This is a genomic window from Nostoc sp. CALU 546 (genome assembly GCF_048836525.1).
Genome location: NZ_JAWJTF010000009.1, coordinates 46009 through 59463 on the forward strand (window position 1 = coordinate 46009; position 13455 = coordinate 59463).

10 protein-coding genes are annotated in these 13455 nt (G+C 46.0%); 5 read left to right on the forward strand and 5 right to left on the reverse strand.

Annotated features, from left to right (window positions below; genetic code table 11):
• Nucleotides 1-19 precede the first annotated feature (19 nt).
• A complete protein-coding gene (locus RRG12_RS06805; RefSeq protein ID WP_069074375.1) occupies nt 20-379 on the reverse strand; it encodes a Rieske (2Fe-2S) protein in 360 nt (119 codons plus the stop codon).
• A 279-nt stretch (nt 380-658) separates the two neighbouring features.
• Here RRG12_RS06805 and RRG12_RS06810 point away from each other — a divergent pair, with 279 nt between their 5' ends.
• From RRG12_RS06810 to RRG12_RS06830, 5 genes are all read left to right on the forward strand, one after another.
• A complete protein-coding gene (locus RRG12_RS06810) occupies nt 659-2503 on the forward strand; it encodes a vWA domain-containing protein (RefSeq protein WP_420758770.1) in 1845 nt (614 codons plus the stop codon).
• Nucleotides 2504-2509: 6 nt separating this feature from the next.
• Nucleotides 2510-2677 carry a histidine kinase gene (locus RRG12_RS06815; protein WP_420758771.1) on the forward strand — a complete coding sequence of 56 codons (168 nt, stop codon included), beginning with the start codon at nt 2510-2512 and terminating at the stop codon, nt 2675-2677.
• A 127-nt stretch (nt 2678-2804) separates the two neighbouring features.
• On the forward strand, nt 2805-3842 hold the full coding sequence (gene gap, locus RRG12_RS06820; protein WP_420758772.1) for a type I glyceraldehyde-3-phosphate dehydrogenase: 1038 nt from the start codon (nt 2805-2807) through the stop codon (nt 3840-3842).
• 384 nt (nt 3843-4226) lie between these two features.
• Nucleotides 4227-5657, forward strand: a complete 1431-nt coding sequence (gene pyk / locus RRG12_RS06825) for a pyruvate kinase (protein WP_420758773.1) — start codon at nt 4227-4229, stop codon at nt 5655-5657.
• Nucleotides 5658-5920: 263 nt separating this feature from the next.
• Complete coding sequence (locus tag RRG12_RS06830) at nt 5921-6925, forward strand: transaldolase (protein WP_069074392.1); 1005 nt, start codon at nt 5921-5923, stop codon at nt 6923-6925.
• A 173-nt stretch (nt 6926-7098) separates the two neighbouring features.
• On the opposite strand, the gene RRG12_RS06835 is transcribed toward RRG12_RS06830, so the two are convergent.
• From RRG12_RS06835 to RRG12_RS06850, 4 genes are all read right to left on the reverse strand, one after another.
• On the reverse strand, nt 7099-7473 hold the full coding sequence (locus tag RRG12_RS06835; protein ID WP_420758774.1) for a hypothetical protein: 375 nt from the start codon (nt 7471-7473) through the stop codon (nt 7099-7101).
• 208 nt (nt 7474-7681) lie between these two features.
• Nucleotides 7682-9343 (reverse strand): apolipoprotein N-acyltransferase, encoded by a 1662-nt coding sequence (lnt, locus tag RRG12_RS06840; RefSeq protein ID WP_420758829.1) that lies wholly within the window; start codon nt 9341-9343, stop codon nt 7682-7684.
• Nucleotides 9324-11954, reverse strand: a complete 2631-nt coding sequence (gene gyrA, locus RRG12_RS06845) for a DNA topoisomerase (ATP-hydrolyzing) subunit A (protein WP_420758775.1) — start codon at nt 11952-11954, stop codon at nt 9324-9326. The genes lnt and gyrA overlap by 20 nt, the downstream gene beginning before the upstream one ends.
• A 140-nt stretch (nt 11955-12094) precedes the next feature.
• Nucleotides 12095-13402 (reverse strand): chloride channel protein, encoded by a 1308-nt coding sequence (locus RRG12_RS06850; protein ID WP_069074382.1) that lies wholly within the window; start codon nt 13400-13402, stop codon nt 12095-12097.
• Nucleotides 13403-13455: the final 53 nt, after the last annotated feature.

Genomic DNA, 13455 nt, shown 5'->3' on the forward strand with positions numbered 1-13455 from the left:
TCAATTCAGGGAGAGGGTGCTATTCCTCTTGTACATCAACCCAAATACTGCCTTCTTCCACACGAATTGGAAACACTGGTAGTGCCTTTGGTTGTGAAACCAACGACAGTACCTTACCTACACCAGGTGGCCAGGAACACCAGTCTTTTACTTCACCAGTCCGCAGGTCAAAAGCACTGTGATGGAAAGAACAAACAATTGCCCCACTTTCATTGATTTTGCCACTTTTCAGAGGCAATTTTAAGTGAGGACAGGTGTTATCTACAGCATAAAGCTGATTTTCGTGATTCAAAAGCAGAATTTTCCGGTTCCCAACTTTCACCACTTCTCGCGCACCTGGGGAAAGTGCTGCGACTGCAAGAACTTTAGTCCAACTCATTAGGTTCTCCTCTCCTAATATATCTGCTTTCAGTTTCCCGCAATAGTGACCAGTGCGATCGCCTTTTAGTACCGGAGAGTGGAGAAGGATCAAGTCAGTAGCTCACAAACTTTTCCCAAAAAAGCGATTCCTAATGAGATATCAAAACTATAAAATCTTACATTAAATTCTATTTTGACACTGAACAAACTAATTTCTGGGTAAACTAAGTAAAGCACTTACTGTCTCGTCATCATAGGGCTTATAGCTTATAACAGACAATTTTGAGGGATATAAAAAATGATTAAGACAAGTTATGAATTTGACCAGTCTATTCTCCCCACAGGATCTTCATTAAAGACTAATATTCTGCTACGTTTTCGTGCTGACATAGCTGAATCTCCCCGACGTCACCTTAACCTTTCTCTTGTAATTGACCGTTCCGGCTCAATGGCTGGCGCTCCCTTGCATCACGCGCTCAAAGCCGCTGAGTCTGTGGTCGATCAACTTGAGCCAGATGACATTCTCTCAGTAGTTGTTTACGACGATGAAGTGGACAGTGTTGTACCACCCCAAGCTGTGACTGACAAGGCCGCACTGAAAAATTCTATCCGCAAGGTGAGGGCAGGCGGTATTACTAATTTATCAGGTGGATGGCTCAAAGGCTGTGAACACGTAAAGACGCGACTTGATCCGCAAAAAATCAACCGTGTTCTCCTGCTTACCGATGGTCACGCCAATATGGGCATTCAAGACCCGAAGGTACTGACAGCGACATCGGGGCAAAAAGCTGAGGAAGGCATTACTACAACTACGTTAGGTTTTGCTCAGGGTTTTAATGAAGACCTGCTGATTGGGATGGCAAGAGCCGCCACGGGCAACTTCTACTTCATTCAAAGCATCGATGAAGCAACTGAAGTGTTTAGTATTGAGCTAGATAGTCTCAGAGCAGTAGTGGGACAGAATCTCAAGGTGACGCTGGAATTAGCTGATGGTGTCAGCCTTGTTGATACCTTAAGTCTTGCTAAAGTTACCCAGAATGACGCTGGTCAAGCTGTTCTCACTTTGGGAGAGCTTTACGAGGGTGAAGACAAACTTCTCGGCTTGAGTTTGGAGATATCAAGCGCTCAAATTGGTGATTTACCAGTAATGAAGTTGCATTACAGCGCCGATGTTGTGCAGAATAACCTGATTCAAAGCGTATCAGGTACAGCCGATGTCGTCGCCAAAGTTGGCACCATTGAGGAAGCAGCTTTTGCTTCTACGAGCCATATCATTCTTGAACTGAGTCGCCTCAACATCGCTAAGGCCAAAGAGACAGGACTCAATCTAGCTGAACATGGCAGACATGAGGAAGCTGAACAAATCCTGCGGGCGCTGGTGAAAGATTTGCGGGATAAAGGGTTGAATGAGAATTTTGAAATTGCTGAAGAGATTGATCAACTTGAGTATTTCGCAGGTCGGATCGCCCAAAAAGCTCTAGGCAATGCCGGACGGAAAGAAATGCGCGATCAGACTTACCAGACGATGACGCGCAATCGTAGCGATTTGGTGGGTCGCGGTGTCACAGCTGGCGATGAAGTGTACGCGATGCCGATTGTGAATGAAGTCGGTTCAGGTGTTGAATTGTACTGCGTTCGTGAAGGCGGTAAGCTGCGGGTAAAAGTCGTTTCCGAAGGCTACGATTCAACCAAAAACGTCCAGTTTCCCCGCGCCATTCGTGCCGAGGGGGCACGCTATGTTGTTGAAGGATTGGAACTCTCAACTGATGCCACTTTCTACCGTGTACGTGGTGATATCACCCGTTTTGCTCAACCCGGTGAAGCAGATATTTTCGTTGCCCCTAGGCGATCGCATCCAACTAACACAGGCAAAGCTTCCAAAGGCCCTGCCAGTGCCGCCGATCTTCCCACAACTGACACTGTAGGGGACAGCATTTTAGTTCAGTGTGTCAAAGATGGCAGCAAGCTACGTGCTAGGGTAGTTTCCGACGGATATGAACCGGATTGGAACATGCGTTTTCCGCGATCGGTTCGCGAGGAAGGTATGCTTTACATCGTTGATGAAGTCAAAACCGCACCTGATGGCAAGTCTTATATTGCCTGTGGTGAAATTAAGCGATTTGTCCAACCTACTACTAATTGAGTTGAATTGGGGACTGGCGAAGAAGCAGGGGAGCAGGGGAGCAGGGGGGCAGGGGGAGAAGAACCAATACTGAATACTTCTCAACGAGAGGCTGCGCCAACGGCTTTGCTCAGTACAAGTGCCCAATGCCCAATGCCCAATGCCCAATGCCCATGCCCAATGCCCAATCCTTAAAATATGCCAAGTAAATATGCCTTAGCTGACTGAGACTGTCAGGATCAAAGAGTAAAGAGTAAAAGGCAATCTATTTTGACTTTTAACTTGCTCCTTTTGTTCAACTTCCACAACGGGAGGTTTAATCTTGACTAAATTGAAAGTTGGTATCAATGGCTTCGGTCGAATCGGGCGACTTGTGCTTCGTGCTGGCATCGATAATCCCAACATTGAGTTTGTGGGCATTAACGACCTAGTACCACCAGATAATCTTGCTTACCTATTAAAGTACGATTCAACCCACGGCAAATTAAAGCAGAAGGTTGAAGCCAAGGAAGACGGCATCCTGATTGATGGACATTTCATTCCTTGTGTGTCAGTTAGAAATCCAGCAGAGTTACCTTGGGGAAAACTAGGTGCAGATTATGTCGTGGAAGCGACCGGACTCTTCACCGACTACGAAGGAGCTGCAAACCACCTGAAGGCAGGTGCAAAGCGAGTGGTAATTTCCGCTCCCACCAAAGATCCAGATAGAGTTACTACCCTGTTAATGGGTGTCAATCATCACCTATTTGACCCCGCCCAGGATATCATTGTCTCCAATGCTAGCTGCACTACAAACTGCCTAGCTCCCATCGCTAAGGTCATTAATGACAACTTTGGGTTGACTGAAGGGTTGATGACCACAGTCCACGCCATGACTGCCACTCAGCCAACTGTAGACGGCCCCAGCAAAAAAGACTGGCGGGGTGGTCGAGGTGCATCCCAAAATATTATTCCCTCCTCCACAGGCGCAGCAAAAGCTGTAGCGTTGGTTTTACCAGAATTGAAGGGCAGGTTAACTGGGATGGCATTACGAGTTCCGACTCCCGATGTCTCTGTAGTTGATTTAACTTTCAAAACTGCCAAAGCCACCAGTTACAAGGAAATCTGTGCTGCCATGAAGGAGGCTGCCGCAGGTTCACTAGCGGGTATTTTGGGTTACACAGATGAAGAAGTAGTTTCCACAGATTTTCAAGGAGATACCCATTCCAGTATTTTCGATGCGGGCGCTGGGATTGAGTTGAACTCCAACTTCTTCAAGGTAATTGCCTGGTATGACAACGAGTGGGGCTACTCAAATCGCGTGATTGACCTAATGTTGTCTATGTCACAGAAGGAAAAACTCGCACCGACAGCTGCTTGATAATTCGTAATTCGTAATTCGTAATTTAATAGGGGTTGAAACTCACGAATAATAAACAGCTTGTATGTTATTAGTCGGGGTTGAAATCCCCGTTACAAAATATAATTACGAACTACGAATTGTTTAATTGTCATTGGTGATTAACCTTTGACTTTTGGGATTTGGGTCAAATGGGAAAGAAAAGATAACAAAATGCAATCTAGTATTTTTATTTAGCAAACCGATGATATGAAGCACATGTGATTTTTGGCTCGTAATACTAATTCTTTGAAAGAAGGCTAAAGATTTAAACCCGAAAACCTAAATAAAATCTGAAGTCTCTAAATTACGAATTACGAATTACGAATTACGAATTCACAGGTTACTCCTCAACCCCCAATCCCTATGCGTCGAACCAAAATCATTTGTACTGTTGGGCCCGCTACATCTGCACCTGAAAAGCTGCAAGCCTTGGTAAAAGCTGGAATGAATGTGGCACGGCTGAATTTTTCCCACGGAGCTTATGAATTCCACGCCCAAACGGCTCACTATCTCAGACAGATTAGTACTGAGCAGCAAAAGCCGATCGCAATTATGCAAGACTTATGTGGCCCCAAGATTCGTTTGGGAACTTTACCACCGGAAGGGTTAAATTTAGAAGCTGGTACTGAAGTCACCTTTGTTTTGCAAGAAAAGGGCGAGAGTATTGACGAACTCCCCCTACCATTGCCGACTTTGTTCGCAATGGTGCGACCAGGTGAACCAATTTTAATTAATGATGGTCGCGTCAAATTGATTGTGACCGATCGCGATGCCGATCGCATTCGCGCCCAAGTGAAAATTGGCGGGTTAATTTCCACGCACAAAGGAGTAAACCTACCCCAAACTCCTTTACCTGTTAGTTCGATCACCGAAAAAGACTTGCTGGATCTGCGCTTTGGGATTCAGTTGGGTGTAGACTGGGTAGCGGTGTCCTTCGTGCGATCGCCACAAGACTTAGAACCCGCCAGACGAATGATTGAAGCTGCTGGTGCTTCCATCCGCCTAATTGCCAAAATCGAAAGAGCAGAGGCAGTAGAGAATTTTGACTCTATTCTAAAAGTTGCGGACGCGATTATGATTGCCCGTGGCGATTTAGGGGTAGAAGTGCCAATTCACGAAGTACCCTTAATTCAAAAAGATATTATTCGCCGTTGCAATCGTGCTGGCAAGCCGGTGATTACAGCCACCCAAATGCTAGAGTCGATGATTAGCGCCCCTGACCCCACCCGCGCCGAAGCCACCGATGTAGCCAACTCCATTTTAGATGGTACAGATGCGGTAATGCTTTCTGGTGAAACCGCTGTCGGACAATATCCTATCGCCGCCGTCCAGATGATGCACAACATCGCCGTGCGGACAGAACAAGCTCTAGATGAGGGTAGCAAACATGCTTGGTGTCATGAAGCAGGCAGTCTTAGCGTTACCGAATCTGTGGCAGAATCCGTCTGTCGCATCGCTTATGAAACAGGCTCACGGGCAATTCTCTGTAACACTTCATCAGGAAGTACGGCGCGAATGGTGTCTAAATACCGGCCGACTTCTCCCATTATTGCCCTCACCTCCGACATCACCGCTTATCGCCAACTAGCGCTTTCTTGGGGTGTAGAAGCTTTGCTGATCCCACCAGTCCACAATGCCGAAGAGATGTTTACCAATGTGGTGAACACAGTTGTAGACATGGGTTTAGCGAATAAGGGCGATAAAGTAGTAATTACCTCTGGTGTTCCAATTGGTAAATCGGGCACAACTAGTTTAATCAAAGTGCATTCCATTGGACAGCCAATTTCAGCATAAGGCACTTAGAATAGGGCTGTGGCTCAAGATAGTAAGCAAAATTGGGCAATGATTAAGAAAAATTGCCAGAATCAGAATTGAAGGGACTGGGAATTGGGCATTGGGCATTGGGCATTGGGCATTGGGAATGGGGCATTGGAAATGGGGAGAATACTCCTAACTCCTAACTCCTAACTCCTAACTCCTAACTCAGCACCCAGTACTCAGCACTTGGCAAAAACTGGGGAATAAGTAAATCCTAAACAAACATCACGGAGTCTTTTATGTCTAAGAATTTACTGGAACAATTGCGAGAAGTGACTGTTGTGGTCGCAGATACAGGGGATATCCAGGCAATTGAAAAGTTCAAACCCCAAGATGCCACCACTAATCCTTCTCTGATTACTGCTGCGGCGCAAATGCCAGAATATCAGGGAATTGTCGATCAAACTTTACTTCAGGCAAAGAAAGATGCTGGAGCCGGAGCCACCCAAGCACAGATAGTTTCTTTGGCTTTTGACCGTTTGGCGGTTGCCTTTGGATTAAAGATTTTGCAAATCATTCCCGGTCGCGTGTCTACAGAAGTGGATGCTCGCTTGTCCTACGATACCGAAGCTACTCTTACTAAAGCACGGGACTTAATTGCCCAGTATAAAGCTGCCGGAATTGGCCGCGATCGCGTTTTAATTAAAATTGCTACCACTTGGGAAGGCATTCGCGCTGCGGAAATTCTCGAAAAAGAAGGTATTCACTGTAACCTTACCTTGTTGTTTGGTCTTCACCAAGCGATCGCTTGTGCAGAAGCCGGCGTCACCCTAATTTCTCCCTTCGTCGGTCGAATTCTCGACTGGTACAAAAAAGATACCGGACGCGATAGCTACCCAGCAGCCGAAGATCCAGGAGTTTTGTCAGTCACCAAAATCTACAACTACTACAAGAAATTCGGCTATAAAACCGAAGTTATGGGAGCTAGCTTCCGTAACCTTGGTGAAATTACTGAACTTGCAGGTAGTGATTTGCTGACCATTTCACCATCACTTTTAGCTGAATTGCAGTCAACTGTTGCAGAACTGCCACGTAAACTTGACCCCGCCAAGGCAGCAAGCTTGGAAATCGAAAAGATATCCATTGACAAAGCTAGCTATGACAAAATGCACGCTGCTGACCGCATGGCAACTGACAAATTAGATGAGGGCATCAAAGGTTTTACCAAGGCACTAGAAGACCTTGAGAAACTTTTGGCAGACCGACTAGTTCGCCTTGAAGGAGAGGTAGTAGCAAGCCATTAAAAGATAATAATAATTAGTGGTTAGTGGTTAAACCACTAACCACTAATTAGTTACATCAGCCGCAATACTACTTAGGTTTTGCATTTTAACTAAGAATTTGGTTTGGGGAAAAGGTTAAAGGTTTTTTCTTCCCCTTTTCCCCAAAACCCGACAAGTATTGACATCAGCCGTCGTTAATAACGACGGCGAATATTTTCGTATCGTCCGTAAGGCTGCCGTCGTTGGATAATCTGCCGTTGTCTTAACTGCTGCCGTCGGATACTTGGGTATCGTCTTAAGGACTGTCGGCGTCGGATACTTGGGTATCTTCTTAAGGACTGCCGCCGTCGGATAATCTGCCGTCGTCGGATCATTCTGTATCTTCCTGGCCGCCGTTGAGCAATTAAAAGCTCTCCAGTTTTATCTCCAACTAGGTTAGCTTCTGGTGCAGCGCTCTGTTCATTGCGAGCATTATCTAAAGAAATATCTTTTGCTTCAGCTAATGAGGGCGGATACACAAAGGCACATAGCAATAGCGCTATTGAGGATAACTTCCTAAAACCTTTCATGTTTTTGCTTCTACTAGACTTTCGGTAATAACTTTATTAAAACACCTTAAAGTCAGCAAATTATCGCTTATATAGTTTTTTTTAACTTAATTTGGTATGAAATATTGTATTTAAATTTCAGCCTTATGGATAATTGTAAGTTGGAGCAAGGTGTGTATATAAATAGTCATAATAATACTGAAACTTTTTCCTTAAATCTCCAATATTGCTAATTACTCAATTTCTTTGTATTGCTAAATTTAATTACCAGCCAAACTCCTCCAGAGGATATCAACAATAACGGTGTTAACCAATCACCCCAACGCACATATAAAGTTTGTGTTTGTCGCCGATAAATTGTTTCGGCATGAGTTTCGTAGGTATTATATCCAGATATCCACAATGTTCTACCATGAGGATCTACAAAGGCTGAATATCCGGTATTAGTTGCCCGTGCTGACCATCGATCAGTTTCAATTGCCCGCATGATATCCTGTGCATGGTGCTGAAATGGCATGGATGCACTGTAATGGGCATCGTTAGAAGAACTGAGGATAAATTGCCCACCCGCCGCAGCTTGATAGCGAAATTGCTCAGGAAAAGCAGATTCGTAACATATACTAGCGATCGCACGACCAAATGGAGTGTCAAATATCTGATTTGCTGAACCGGGAACTTGGTGTGCCTCCAAAGGTGACAAACGCTGAACTAGTCCGCCTAAAATTTCTTCAAAGGGGATATATTCTCCCAATGGTACTAGTTTGGCTTTATCGTAGCGGCTGACAATTTCACCCTTACTGTTGAAAGTAAACAAGCTAATTGTATAACTGTCTCCCCGTTCGCCAAAAGCCCCAATCCAAGCAACTACACCTTTTTTCTTCACTGCTGCGACTAAAGCAGTTTCCATCAAGTTGCGCTGGAAAATAGGTAAGGCTCCTTCTGGGGTGAGGACTGCATCTACACCTTGGTCTGCTAAAGTTAGATACCCATTGGTGTAATTTTCTTGGGCGCGACGAAACCCTTCGGAACTTCGTAAAAGTCGGTTTGGGATATTACCCTGAACAATCCCCACTTTCAAGGCTGCTTCTGGTACTTGGGCGATAGGACGGCTATATAAGATAAAACCAATCAGATGTAAGGTAATTAATAATCCCGTGGCGACAACTAAGTATTTATTAACGAACCGCCTTCGCATAGCGTCTCGTAGAGAAGACGCAGAGGACATGTTGGTATCTTGGCGGTTGATATACGCTTCAGCAATTAAACCATTAATAGCAACGATCGCAGCTGTCACAGTATTAGGCCCAGAGAGTTGCCCAAGATGTACAATTACGAGATTATGCGGACTTTGGGTGTAAGCAAGGGAACTCCACCACAGAGGCCCGGCACTCCATAGACTCTCTAAACCGCACCAGACGGCTGTACCAATCAGTATGCGTAGCCACGGTTTTTGTCCAGCTAGGCGAACCATCACAGCCGCCCAAATAGTAAGGAATACCCCTCCCAAGAGGCTGATAAATCCCCAACAAAAAAGAGTAATTGCCAAACTCGGCAACCAAGGAACGCCCAACCATATCATCGGATGAATTCCGGTAATCCACGATAGGGCGACACCGTGATAACCGATACCCCAGAGGAGGGCAGGGGGGGCAGGGGGAGATGGAGGAGCAGGGGGGGATTGGTTTTGGTTTTTGGCTGAAGTGACAATTAGCACCCATAAGGGAACTAGGGCAATCCAAGCCAAGAACCATGCGCCTACTGGGGCGACGGTTAGCCCCATTAAAATGCCACTAGCTAAGGCAATCAAGTAAGGGAGTAAGGCGGTTAATTTCTCCCCCTGCCTCCCCTGCTTCCCCTGCTCCCCCTGCTTTTTACTCTGCTTCTTCTGCATCGACAGCATCAGGTGGAACTATTGCTACTCCGGTAATAGCGTCATCTTCGTCTAAACGCTGCACTCTGACTCCAGTTGCCGATCGCGATTGGATCGAAATCGCATTTACCGCTTGACGGATGATAATACCGCGATTTGTCACCATCATGATTTCATCATCATCGTTGTTCACAATGCGTAGGGTTGCTAGCTTGTCCTTGGTTTTGCGGTTTTTGAACTTGGTTGCCATTAAACCCTGACCAGCACGATTTTGCAGGCGGAATTGGGCAACGGGTACGCGCTTACCATATCCTCCCATTGTAATTACCAACACCCAAGGGCCAACTACGCCACTGCTAGGCACTTCTACCGACTCTTCATTAATTTCGGTAATTTCGATATCTTCTGCTTCGATTGCTTCGATTGTTTCGACTGCTTCGACTGTTTCGATATCTTCAATTTCGGCTTCTGTAACATCCAAAGTTTCAAGAATTGCTGCGGGGAGAATATCCATACCCACCAGTTCATCTTTATTCTTGAGTTTCATGGCTTTCACGCCACGAGTCGCCCTACTTAAAGGACGCAGTTGTTCGTGGTTGCACCGGAAGTTAATCGCCATCCCGTTACGAGAACCAATGATTACGCTGTCCTCTACTCTCGCACGTCGAACCCAGCGCAGTTGGTCGCCTTCTTCTAAGGAAATGGCAATCAAACCATTGGCGCGAATATGACTAAAGGCTGCCAATTCGGTTTTCTTGATATTGCCGCCCTTAGTGAGCATGACCAGATATTCTTCGTTGCTAAACTCGTCAACTGGTACAATCGAGGTGATTTTTTCCTCTTTGGGAATCGGTAGCATTTGGACGATTGGTGTCCCGCGACTGGTACGCGAACTCGCTGGAATTTGATAAGCTCTCAGGCAATAAACGACACCACGCTCACTAAAGAATAAAATACTGTCGTGATCGCAGCAAGTTAAGAAATGCTCAATAGTGTCATCATCTTTCACCTTGGCTGCGGCTTTACCTCTGGTAGCACGGCTTTGGGCTTCAAAGGTGTTAACTGGCATCCTTTTGATGTAGCCTTGCTCTGTCACCAAAATGATCGCTTTTTCATTGGCAATTAGATCGCGATCGTCTAATTCCCCCTCCCCTGGTAAAATTATTGTGCGGCGGGGTGTAGCAAAGCTAGTTTTCAGTTGCCCGACTTCAGTTTCAATGATTTCCAGCACTCTCTCCCGGCGTGCCAAAATATCTTGTAAGTCGGTAATCTTCGCTTGCAATTCATCGTGTTCCAGACGAATTTTGTCTGCTTCTAAAGCAGTCAACCGCCGTAATTGCATTTGCAAAATCGCATCTGCTTGCACTTCTGAGAGTCCGTAAGTTGTGATTAATTCGCCTTTGGCTGTGGGCGCATCTGGCGCATGGCGAATCAAGACAATAATCGGATCTAACTGGGACAGGGCAATCAATAACCCTTGCAAGAGATGGTCACGTTCCTCGGCTTTCCGCAGTTCGTAGCGGGTGCGTCTGGCAATGGATTCGATCCGGAAATCCAAGAAGACGGTTAAGAACTGCTTGAGGGTGAGGACTTGGGGTTCGCTATTCACCAACGCCAGCATATTTGCGCCGAAGTTGGCTTGCAGTGGCGTTTGCTTGTAGAGGTTGTTCAGAACGACGCGAGGATAAGCATCACGCTTGAGTTCGATGACAACTCGCATCCCGTCGCGATCGCTTTCATCCCGGATATCTGCGATGCCTTCTAGCCGTTTTTCGTTCACCATTTCGGCGATTTTTTCAATTAGCGCCGCTTTATTGGTTTGATAGGGCAATTCGGTAATGATAATTGCTTCTCTATCTGGGCGTCCCCGTTGTTCAACGGTTTCAATGTTAGCGACACCACGCATGGTAATGGAACCACGCCCGGTAGTATAAGCTTCTCGAATGGCAGATGTTCCTAAAATTTGCGCCCCAGTCGGAAAGTCTGGGCCGTGGACATACTGCATTAATTCGAGATCGGTGATTTCTGGATTGTGGATTACAGCCACCAAAGCATCAATCAATTCGCCCAAATTGTGCGGCGGAATGTTGGTTGCCATGCCCACGGCAATCCCAGAGGAACCGTTGAGCAACAATTGGGGAATCCGTGCTGGTAAAACTGTGGGTTCTTGCTGAGAACCGTCGAAGTTATCGGCGAAATCTACAGTTTCATACTCAATGTCGTGGAGTAAACCGGCGCTAGTTAAAGCTTGCAACCGACATTCGGTGTACCGCATGGCGGCTGGCGGATCATTGTCTACCGAACCGAAATTACCATGCCCGTTAACTAGGGGCGATCGCATGGAAAAATCCTGTGCCATCCGCACCAAGGCATCATACACAGCCGTGTCGCCGTGGGGGTGATATTTACCCAGCACTTCCCCAACCACACGGGCGCATTTCTTAAAGGGGCGATCGTGAAGTAGACCTAGCTCGTGCATTGCGTAGAGAATGCGACGATGCACAGGTTTTAGACCATCCCTGGCATCTGGCAACGCCCGACCCACTATCACGCTCATGGCGTATTCCAGATAAGACTGCGACATTTCGGTTCGCAAGTCTATCGGGATAATCCTCTCCTGTGAGGTTGTCATAACCTAAAAATCTCCAAAAATCGTAGATTTTAGCTTTTTTACTCAACAAAGCGCAAAATTATTCTAAATTGCTCTTGAATAATTGCTATAATTTGATACAATCTTAGCATATATTGCTTTTTATTGCCTGGGCAGCAAACTCAGGCGGTTGTTTGATTCGTAGCCTCTCTCTGAGATTTTAGTTGAGATGCAATCAGGGGGACTTTGGGGGCAAGAAAAAACCCAATCAAACTGGCAAAAAGGATTGGCGTAAAAGGACTCAAGTTAGCCAGTTTTGACAATAGTAAAGTCGTACTTATAGGTGTGCGCGTTACTGCTGCATTAATAGCGGCCATTGTACAAATCATGGCAAGGGCGGGATTAAGTCCCGGAATTAAGACTGCTACTGCTTTACCAATACAAGCACCAGTGAAAAACAGGGGGATGATGAATCCACCGCGCCACCCACCTGTTACCGTAATGCTAATGGCAGCCATTTTCCCAAGAGCGAGAGTTAAGAGAAAAACAGCACCAAAGTTAGTAGTGAGGACTGAATCTAACTCTTCATGTCCAAAATAACGGGTTAGCGGTAATAAAACTGCTAAACTGCCAAGTCCGAATCCTGCTAGTGTTGTGCGTACATAAATGGGGCCGGGAATCAGGGCAAAGATGCGATCGCAGCCCCGAAAAAGGCCCATAAAAATCCATCCCGCCACCGCCCCGATAATTCCAAACATGATCGCGATCGCAAAATCATCAATTCTTTCTAAGTGATACTGAGGAAAATGCCAAGTGGGCGCAATTCCTAAGTGGGTAATTGCTGCAAACACCAGATAGCTAGCGCAACTCGAAACAATGGCTGGCATCAAAGCTTCGTAATATTCCACAATATGCTCGTGGTGCAAAATCTCTAAGGCGAACATTGCACCGCCAAGAGGTGCGCCAAATAAGGCAGTGAAGCCAGCTGCCATTGCTGCTAAACTCATGGTTCTGAGGTCTTCACCTTGGAGTTTTAAGCGATCGGCAACCCAAGTACCAAAAGAACCTGTTACCTGTACCAGCGGTGCTTCTGGCCCAGCACTACCCCCTGCCGATATGCTGATTAGAGAAGCAAAAATCATTGAAGGATTTTTGCGAGCATCTAAGCGTCCGCCACGAAAATGGATATTATCAACAATCACAGCGATTTCACCGGGATTTCCCAAAAAATGAATCACCAGACCGATAACTAAACCGCTAAGTGGCATCACTATTAAGAGGTTAAAACCTTCAAATCGCTGGAGTTTGTGAGTTAAAAACTCTAAAACATTCCAGTACAACGCTGCAAATAGACCACCAGCAGTCCCCACAACTACCCACCTGATCACCCACTGTGAAATCATCATGGGATTACGCTTTACCAGCCCAAAAAGTTGAGCAAATGTCCAGCGTTGAGTTTCATTGGTAGCGGAAGGTTTCTTTGGTAACACTGCTTATTTCCTATTTGTGAAACGGAGAGTACTGAATATTTACGTCTTTTATG

Excerpts from the sequence above, each read along its gene's own strand:
- lnt (WP_420758829.1), bottom strand. The coding sequence starts at position 9,343 with ATGCAGAAGAAGCAGAGTAAAAAGCAGGGGGAGCAGGGGAAGCAGGGG.
- gyrA (WP_420758775.1), bottom strand. The coding sequence starts at position 11,954 with ATGACAACCTCACAGGAGAGGATTATCCCGATAGACTTGCGAACCGAA.
- pyk (WP_420758773.1), top strand. The coding sequence starts at position 4,227 with ATGCGTCGAACCAAAATCATTTGTACTGTTGGGCCCGCTACATCTGCA.
- RRG12_RS06830 (WP_069074392.1), top strand. The coding sequence starts at position 5,921 with ATGTCTAAGAATTTACTGGAACAATTGCGAGAAGTGACTGTTGTGGTC.
- RRG12_RS06810 (WP_420758770.1), top strand. The coding sequence starts at position 659 with ATGATTAAGACAAGTTATGAATTTGACCAGTCTATTCTCCCCACAGGA.
- RRG12_RS06805 (WP_069074375.1), bottom strand. The coding sequence starts at position 379 with ATGAGTTGGACTAAAGTTCTTGCAGTCGCAGCACTTTCCCCAGGTGCG.
- RRG12_RS06835 (WP_420758774.1), bottom strand. The coding sequence starts at position 7,473 with ATGAAAGGTTTTAGGAAGTTATCCTCAATAGCGCTATTGCTATGTGCC.